The organism is Nocardioides sp., from assembly GCF_024509035.1.
In the GTDB taxonomy this organism is placed as follows: domain Bacteria; phylum Actinomycetota; class Actinomycetes; order Propionibacteriales; family Nocardioidaceae; genus Nocardioides.
Map to the genome: position 1 here is coordinate 1 of NZ_JANINT010000110.1, position 7,015 is coordinate 7,015.

The 7,015-nt window shown below is 72.7% G+C and carries 9 protein-coding genes and 1 pseudogene; 9 read left to right on the forward strand and 1 reads right to left on the reverse strand.

The features are described 5' to 3' along the window. The 5 genes from Q0L15_RS08950 to Q0L15_RS08970 all read left to right on the forward strand — a co-directional run. Window positions 1–1,337, forward strand: a 1,337-nt coding sequence (locus tag Q0L15_RS08950) for a M15 family metallopeptidase (protein ID WP_296603755.1), incomplete at its 5' end; no start/stop codon positions are given. Between the two features lie 9 nt (window positions 1,338–1,346). Further along, a complete protein-coding gene (locus tag Q0L15_RS08955) occupies window positions 1,347–1,601 on the forward strand; it encodes a hypothetical protein (protein ID WP_296603756.1) in 255 nt (84 codons plus the stop codon). Beyond that, on the forward strand, window positions 1,598–2,017 hold the full coding sequence (locus Q0L15_RS08960; protein WP_296603757.1) for an HIT family protein: 420 nt from the start codon (window positions 1,598–1,600) through the stop codon (window positions 2,015–2,017). The genes Q0L15_RS08955 and Q0L15_RS08960 overlap by 4 nt, the downstream gene beginning before the upstream one ends. 102 nt (window positions 2,018–2,119) lie before the next feature. Then, complete coding sequence (gene fabG / locus Q0L15_RS08965) at window positions 2,120–2,887, forward strand: SDR family NAD(P)-dependent oxidoreductase (protein WP_296603759.1); 768 nt, start codon at window positions 2,120–2,122, stop codon at window positions 2,885–2,887. Window positions 2,888–2,998: 111 nt separating this feature from the next. Continuing rightward, window positions 2,999–4,030 carry a DUF3048 domain-containing protein gene (locus tag Q0L15_RS08970; RefSeq protein WP_296603760.1) on the forward strand — a complete coding sequence of 344 codons (1,032 nt, stop codon included), beginning with the start codon at window positions 2,999–3,001 and terminating at the stop codon, window positions 4,028–4,030. Between the two features lie 14 nt (window positions 4,031–4,044). Here Q0L15_RS08970 and Q0L15_RS08975 read toward each other — a convergent pair whose 3' ends face one another. After that, window positions 4,045–4,749, reverse strand: coding sequence for a TetR/AcrR family transcriptional regulator (locus tag Q0L15_RS08975; protein ID WP_296603761.1), 705 nt, complete (start codon window positions 4,747–4,749; stop codon window positions 4,045–4,047). Between the two features lie 138 nt (window positions 4,750–4,887). Between Q0L15_RS08975 and Q0L15_RS08980 the strand changes: the two genes are divergently transcribed. The 4 genes and pseudogenes from Q0L15_RS08980 to Q0L15_RS08995 form a co-directional block, all read left to right on the forward strand. Further along, a complete protein-coding gene (locus Q0L15_RS08980; RefSeq protein WP_296603763.1) occupies window positions 4,888–5,427 on the forward strand; it encodes a hypothetical protein in 540 nt (179 codons plus the stop codon). A 142-nt stretch (window positions 5,428–5,569) separates the two neighbouring features. Beyond that, complete coding sequence (locus Q0L15_RS08985) at window positions 5,570–6,127, forward strand: YqgE/AlgH family protein (RefSeq protein ID WP_296603764.1); 558 nt, start codon at window positions 5,570–5,572, stop codon at window positions 6,125–6,127. Window positions 6,128–6,264: 137 nt separating this feature from the next. Next, window positions 6,265–6,516 carry a DUF3039 domain-containing protein gene (locus tag Q0L15_RS08990; RefSeq protein ID WP_296603815.1) on the forward strand — a complete coding sequence of 84 codons (252 nt, stop codon included), beginning with the start codon at window positions 6,265–6,267 and terminating at the stop codon, window positions 6,514–6,516. Window positions 6,517–6,623: 107 nt separating this feature from the next. After that, window positions 6,624–7,015: pseudogene (locus tag Q0L15_RS08995) on the forward strand (DEAD/DEAH box helicase family protein); the annotation flags it as partial.

Consider the following 7,015-nt stretch of genomic DNA (forward strand, 5'->3'; position numbering starts at 1 on the left):
GCGCCGAGCCGGCGTCCGCCGACACCGACACCACGGTGCGGCTCCAGCTCGCCGACGGAGGAGGGGCGCCGGTCGCGGGCGCGCCGGTCACCCTGGAGCGCAGCACGGGGGACGGCTGGTCCCCGGTCGCCACCGTCACGACGAGCCCGGACGGCACCGCGAGCCAGCCGGTCCGGCTGAGCCGGGTCCCTGCCGACAACGTCGTCCGCGCGACGTACGCCGGAGACGAGACCCACGACGCCGCGGCCCGGCAGGTCCAGGTCGAGCTGACCCGGCGGTCGAGCCGGGTGACGCTCGGCGGGCCGGACACGGTGGTCGACGGGCGCTCGGTGGCCATCACCGTGCGGTGGACGACCGGTGCGGGTGCCCCGGTCCCCGGCCGGGTCAAGATCTATCGGTCGCTCGACGGCGCCCGCTGGCGACTGGCCCGGACGGTCACCACGGGCGACGACGGCCGGGGCCGGCTGACGACCACCCCGCGCGTGGACTCCCGCTGGCGAGCCCGGGCGGTGCGTCAGCCGTGGGTGGAGGGCGATCGCAGCCCCGCGCACCGTGTCGACAACCTGCCCCCGGGCAAGCCGGTCCGGCTGCCCAAGGCGGCCCCCCGGCCCCGTCACCACCTGCCGTCGCAGCCGCGGGCGACCGGCGCGGGAGCGAACGTCGTGATCACCCCGATCCCCGCCCGGGTCTGGCGGCAGATGACCGGGGCCTCCTGGCACCGCGGGTGCCCGGTCGGCCGGTCCGCGCTGCGGCTGGTGCGGGTCAACTACTGGGACTACGGCGGCTACCCGCGCCGCGGCGAGCTCGTCACGGTGGGGTCCGCGGCTCCGGCGATGGGCGCGGCGTTCGCCGAGATGTTCCGCCGCGAGCTGCCGGTGCGCGCGATGTACCGCGTGGACCGCTTCGGGTGGGGGAAGCGCTCACGCGGCGGCAACGACTACGCCTCGATGGCCGCCGGCAACACCTCGGCGTTCAACTGTCGCGACGTCACCGGGAGGCCCGGGGTGCGCTCGCCGCACAGCTACGGCCGCTCGCTCGACGTCAACACCTGGGAGAACCCCTACCGCTCCGCGCGGGGGACCGTGCCGAACACCTGGTGGCAGTCGCAGTCCCATCCCCGCGTCGCCTGGCGCTCGCGATCCCACCCGGTGGTGGCGCTGATGGCTCGCCACGGGTTCCGCTGGACCTACGGCCTGGGTGACACCCAGCACTTCGACTACGTCGGCAGCCGGGCGCGCGCCGCGGTCGCGCCGAGGCCGTGCGACCGGTTGTGCGACGCCCAGCCGACCGGGCCGACCGCGCCCGAGCCGGCGACCGACCCGGCGCCCAGCGACTAGCCTCCGCTCATGGTCGCCTTCCTCGTCGCCGGCGCGATCCTCGGGGTGCTCGCCCGCGGCCTGCGCCACGAGCCCGCCGACCCCGGCCTCGTGATCACCCTGGTGCTCGGCGTCGTCGGCGCCGTGATCGGTGGCGCGGGGATGAACGTCGTGCTCGGCGACCCGCTCGCCGACCTCAACGCCTGGAGCTTCACCGCGGCGTGCCTCCTCGCGTTCGTGCTGCTCGGCCTGCTCCAGGGCGGCGTCGGGCGGAAGCGGACGTGAGCGCCCCCGACGGCTGCGTCTTCTGCGCCATCGTGGCGGGGGAGACCGCGGCGGACGTGGTGCTGGACGAGCCGGACCTCGTCGCCTTCCTCGACCGGCGCCCGCTGTTCAAGGGCCATACCCTGCTGGTGCCGCGCGAGCACGTGGTGACCCTCCCGGACCTGCCCGCGCACCTGCGCGACGGGTTCCTCGAGGCGGCGCAACGGCTCGCCACCGCGATGGTCGAGGGCCTCGGCGCGCAGGGCAGCTTCGTCGCGATGAACAACGTCGTCAGCCAGTCGGTCGCCCACCTGCACCTGCACGTGGTCCCGCGCACCAAGGGTGACGGGCTGCGCGGGTTCTTCTGGCCGCGCACGACCTACGCCGACGACGAGGCGGCGGCGTACGCCGAGCGCCTGCGCGCCGCGCTCGGCTGACCGGCCCGCGAGCCCTCGGTTACTGACGAGTCGGTGGTCACCTAGGGTGTGGTGCCGACGGGTCCGACCGCCGGGCCCGACGGACCTCGAGGAGCCACACCCATGGGCCGTTTTGACGGACGTGTCGTCGTCGTCACCGGAGCCGCGCGCGGCATCGGCTTCGGGACCGCCACCCGCTTCGCCGAGGAGGGCGCCTCGGTCGCCGTCCTCGACCTCGACGAGGCCTCGGCCGCCGAGTCGGCCGCGAAGCTGCCGCTCACCGAGGGCGCCAAGGCCGTCGGCATCGGCTGCGACGTGAGCGACAGCGCCGCGGCCGAGGCGGCCGTCGAGCGGGTCGTCGCCGAGCTCGGCGGCATCCACGTCCTGGTCAACAACGCCGGCATCACCCGCGACAACCTGCTGTTCAAGATGACCGACGACGACTGGGACCTCGTCATGAACGTCCACCTGCGCGGTGCGTTCCTCATGACCCGGGCGGCCCAGAAGCACTTCGTGGCCCAGAAGTACGGCAAGGTCCTCAACCTCTCCAGCGTCTCCGCGCTCGGCAACCGCGGCCAGGCCAACTACTCGGCCGCCAAGATGGGCATCCAGGGCTTCACCCGCACCCTCGGCATCGAGCTGGGCCCGTTCGGCATCAACGCCAACGCCATCGCTCCCGGCTTCATCGCCACCGAGATGACCGACGCCACCGCTGCCCGCCTGAAGATGGACGTCGAGGAGTTCCGCAAGCTCAACGCCGAGGCCAACCCGGTCCGCCGCGTCGGCTATCCCGAGGACATCGCGGCCGCGGCCGCGTTCCTGTGCAGCGACGAGGCGTCGTACATCACCGGTCAGACGCTGTACGTCGACGGCGGCGCCAAGCTCGGATAGGGCATCCCCTCCGAACGGAGGGGATCGCCGGGCGCGCCTCCCCGCGCGGGCGGGCGCCCCGCTGCACACTGGAAGTCGATCAGTTCACACGAGTTTGAAACGGAGCGTCCCGTGCGCCGTGCCCGCCTGACCACCGCCTCCACCCTCACGGCCCTCGCGGTCGCCGCCAGCCTGGTCCTCGCCGGGTGCGGCGGGGGCGAGGAGAAGCCCAGCGGCGACGAGACCCCCGCCTCGCAGCAGGTCGAGGGCGCCGACGAGGTCGCCTCGACCTGGCCGCTCACCGGGTTGGCGGCCTCGGGCGACGAGGACGTCGAGCAGGACCACCCGGTGCTCGTGGCGAAGATGGACAACACCTACTCCAGCGCCCCGCAGATCGGGCTCGGCTCGGCCGACCTGGTCGTCGAGGAGCTCGTCGAGGGCGGCCTCACCCGGCTCGCGGCGTTCTACTACTCCCAGGTCCCCGACCTCGTCGGTCCGGTGCGCTCGATGCGGGCCAGCGACATCGGCATCGTCTCGCCGGTCGACGCCACGGTGGTCACCAGCGGTGCCGCCGCCGTGACGATCGGTCGCATCAAGAAGGCGGGCATCCCGTTCTTCCAGGAGGGGTCGAAGGGCTTCGAGCGCGACAGCTCCCGCAGCGCGCCGTACAACCTGTTCGCCCACCTGTCCGAGGTCGCGACCGAGGCCGAGACGGACGCCGCGCGTCCGTCCGACTACTTGCCCTGGGGCTCGGAGGAGGACTTCCCGAAGGGGCAGCCGGCGAAGAAGATCGCCGCGGTGTTCGGCGGCGGCCACACCACGAACTGGACCTACGACGGCACGAGCTACGTCAACGAGAACAGCTACGCCGCCGACGGCGACGAGTTCCCCGCCGACACGATCCTGGTGCTCCGGGTCGAGGTCGGCGACGCGGGCTACCGCGACCCGGCGGGCAACCCGGTGCCCGAGACGAAGCTCGAGGGCAAGGGCGAGGCGATGATCTTCCATGGCGGCCGTCTGGTGCGCGGCACCTGGCAGAAGACCGGGCTGGACTCCCCGATCACGCTGTCGACCAAGGCCGGCAAGCTCACGGTTCCCGCCGGGCACACCTGGATCGAGCTGGTGCCCGCCGCGAACGGCAACGTCACCTTCGCCAAGAAGTAGCGTCGCGGGCGAGGTCAGTCGACGGTGTCGACGATCTCGCCCGAGGGCAGCTCGACGCCGCTCTCGGCCAGCGCCTGGAAGCCCGCGAGGATGAATCCGATCGCGGTCTCGACGTTGGCTGCGGCCTGCACGGGGTCGGGAGCGCTCGAGACCGACTCGCCCGCCGAGGACATCGCGCCGAAGAAGATCCGGGCGAACGTCTGCTGCAGCGCCTCGTCGAGCTCCCACCTGCCCGCGGCCAGCACCGACTCGACGATCTCGAGGACGTTGGCGAACGTCGAGCGCTCCTCCTGCTCGCGGTAGCGCTCGTAGCCGAGGACCGAGGGGCCCTCCTGGATCACGATGCGGCGGTAGCGCGCCTCGCGGACCACCTCGAGGAACGCCCGCAGGCCGGCCTGTGCCTTCTCCCACGGGTCGCGATGGCCCTTGAGCGCCTTCTGGATGGCGCGCGATGCGTCGTTCTCGACCCGCTCGAAGACCGCCTCGAACAACGCCTGCTTGCCGCTGAAGTGGTGGTAGAGCGCGCCCTTGGTGACCCGCGCCCCGGCGACGATCGCGTCGAGCGAGGTCGCGGCGTACCCGTTCTCGGTGAAGAGCTCCTCGGCGACGTCGACCAGGGCGCGCTTGGTGGAGGCGGAGTACTGCTGGCGCCGGCTGCCTCCGGGGACCGGGACGCCGGGCACCCGCGGCACGAGCTTGGACACCGAGGGCTTGGTCATAGTTCCGGGAGCCTAATACCGACCGTCGGTATGGGTGACCACGATCACCGGGCAATTGTTTGCATACCGCGAGTACGGATACGTACCGTGGGTACGTACTGACGGTATGTAGGCCGTGCCCCCGAAGGAGCAGACCCCATGACCTGGAAGTCCTTCCACTCTCGCGGAGAGATCCTCCGCGAGGTGATCACCACCGCCAACGGCCGTCTCGACGGCCTCCTCCCGATGGACGTCGAGGGCGTCGCCGAGACCTTCGGTGACGAGCTGACGCTCCTCGGAGCGCTGCAGCTGCGGTGGCACACCCGGCTCGCCGGTCGGATCGACCGCGAGCTCATGCAGCAGCCCATGGACCTCGAGACGGCTGTCGTGACCGCGTGGCACGCCACGGCGGACGAGCTGCCGGGTGTCCTCGCGATCGTCGACCGCTACCGGTCCGAGCCGCTGGACGCGGCGATGGCCGAGGCGATGACGAAGTCGGCCGCCAAGGAGCGGATCATGCTGGCGATGATGGCCGGCCGCGTGAGCGCCCCCGACGAGACGGCTGCCCGTGTCGGAGCGGCGATCGAGGCGCAGGCCCGGGCGACGTACCGCCCGGTCCGCCCGGCCCGCGCCGCGACCTCGCGGCGCGCCCACCAGCCGCGGCTGCTCGCCCGGATCAAGGCCGCCCTCGCGGCCTGATCTCAACCGGCCCCGATCTCGACGGCCCCGACCCGACGCACCTCCCTCCCAGCGGACTCCCACCCGCGAACTCCCACCGCGTCGGGCCGGGGCCGTCGTGTGTCCGGTCGTGCACGAGGGGCGGGCGGGCCATGATGGGGGCATGACCGAGCCACGGGCGGGGATGCTGCTGGTGGCCACCCCTGCCCTGCTCGACCCGAACTTCGCCGACACCGTCGTGCTGCTGCTCGACGTCGACGAACAGGGCGCCCTCGGCGTCGTGCTCAACCGGCCCTCCGCGGTGCCGGTCGACGAGGTGCTCGACGGCTGGGGCGACGTGGTCGCCGAGCCGGAGGTGCTCTTCCAGGGCGGACCCGTGGGTCCCCAGGGCGCCCTCGCGGTCGCCACGCTGGAGCGCCCCTACGACGTGCCGGTGGGCTTCCGCGTCGTCGACGGGCTGCTCGGGCTGGTCGATCTGGACACGCCGCTCGAGCTGCTCCGCGGGGGCCTGCACCGGCTGCGGATCTTCGCCGGCTACGCCGGGTGGGGCGCCGACCAGCTGCGCGCCGAGATCGAGGAGGGCAGCTGGTTCGTCGTCCCCGGCGAGCCCGGGGACGCCTTCCGGGCCGACAGCGCCGACCTGTGGCGCGACGTCCTGCGCCGTCAGCCCGGCGAGATGGCCTGGAACTCCACCCGCCCCTTCGACCCCGACCTCAACTGAGCGCGAGCGTGCGGGTTTCGACGGCTGACAGCCCAAGCCCGCACGACACGCCGATGCGCACCGGCGTGTCGTGCGGGGATCGGCTGCCAGCAGCCGAACCCCGCAGCCATCCGATTACAGTGGGGGCCGTGACCACCATCGGCTTCTCGACAGACACGGACGTCCGCGAGGACCGCCGTACCGTCCCGACCGACGAGGGTGACCACGAGCGCTTCTCGCACTACGTCGACAAGGACAAGCTCACCGAGGCGATGGTGATGGGGACCCCCGTCGTGGCGTTGTGCGGCAAGGTGTGGGTGCCGAGCCGGGCTCCGGAGAAGTTCCCGGTGTGCCCGGAGTGCAAAGAGGTCTGGGAGTCCCTGCGCGACGACTCGGGCAAGAACGCGTGACGGGTCGGCACGAGGCCGACCTCCAGCCCAACGCGCTGACACCGGCCTGGCCGGAGCGCGCTGCCTGGGGGACCGCGACGTCGCTGCGCGCGTGGCAGTCGGCGGCGATGCGGCAGTACTTCGACGAGCACCCGCGCGACTTCCTCGCCGTCGCGACCCCCGGCGCCGGCAAGACGACGTTCGCCCTCTCGGTCGCCGCCGAGCTGCTCGGTCGCCGGCTCGTCGACCGGATCACGATCGTCGCGCCCACCGAGCACCTCAAGCTCCAGTGGGCCGAGGCCGCTGCGCGAGCCGGCATCCCGATCGACCCGACGTACGCCGCAGGCAAGGGCAAGACCTCCCAGGACTTCGTCGGCATCGCCGTGACGTACGCCGGGGTCGCGGTCAACCCGCTCGCGATGCGGATCCGCACCGAGCGCTTCAAGACGCTGGTGATCCTCGACGAGGTGCACCACGCCGGTGACGCGCTGAGCTGGGGCGAGGGCGTGCGCGAGGCGTT

Bases quoted from the DNA above. Each gene is read 5' to 3' on its own strand.
- Q0L15_RS08955 (WP_296603756.1), top strand. From the start codon at position 1,347: ATGGTCGCCTTCCTCGTCGCCGGCGCGATCCTCGGGGTGCTCGCCCGC.
- fabG (WP_296603759.1), top strand. From the start codon at position 2,120: ATGGGCCGTTTTGACGGACGTGTCGTCGTCGTCACCGGAGCCGCGCGC.
- Q0L15_RS08975 (WP_296603761.1), bottom strand. From the start codon at position 4,749: ATGACCAAGCCCTCGGTGTCCAAGCTCGTGCCGCGGGTGCCCGGCGTC.
- Q0L15_RS08980 (WP_296603763.1), top strand. From the start codon at position 4,888: ATGACCTGGAAGTCCTTCCACTCTCGCGGAGAGATCCTCCGCGAGGTG.
- Q0L15_RS08985 (WP_296603764.1), top strand. From the start codon at position 5,570: ATGACCGAGCCACGGGCGGGGATGCTGCTGGTGGCCACCCCTGCCCTG.